The organism is Vibrio sp. YT-19(2023), from assembly GCF_033337395.1.
This window is the reverse complement of the sequence record NZ_JAWOQN010001061.1, coordinates 1-534: the sequence shown is the minus strand read 5'-3', so window position 1 is coordinate 534 and position 534 is coordinate 1. Positions and strand designations below refer to the sequence as shown.

General features: G+C 45.7%; 1 protein-coding gene. It reads left to right on the top strand.

The features are described from left to right. The coding region (locus R7E78_RS30040; RefSeq protein ID WP_318059129.1) for a beta-galactosidase subunit beta at positions 1-366 on the top strand (366 nt) is incomplete at its 5' end. Between the last annotated feature and the right edge of the window lie 168 nt (positions 367-534).

Genomic DNA, 534 nt, shown 5'->3' with positions numbered 1-534 from the left:
ATCGGTAACATCAAAGATGGCGTGATGCACTCGATTGGCGATTCACTGGTTTACATGGTTGAAGATGGCCTCGCGAAACAAACCGAAACGTTCATCGGTAACCGTCGTTACTTCGATGTGCATTACTACCTCGAAGGCCGAGAAACCGTTGAGTTCGCGGATAAAACCGCGTTGACACTAGAACAAACTTATCGTGATGAAACCGACCGCGAATTTTTTTCTGGTCAGGGTGAAATACGTGAGCTTTGCGAAGGCCAAGTGGCGATTTTTGAAAACAGTGAAGCGTACCGCTTCCACGGAGACAACCGCGTAAGAAAAGTGGTGCTCAAAGTGACCATCGAAGATGGCTACTTCCTAAATAAATAAAACAAGAGAAGGGCTGTGGTCACAGCATTACAAGCCCTTCCTCCCTACAATTCCAACGTGATTCACCGGAGATAGAACATGTCTGAATCCAAACGTAATACGATAGGCAAATTCGGGTTGTTGTCCCTCACCTTTGCCGCAGTATTTAGCTTTAACAACGTAATCAAT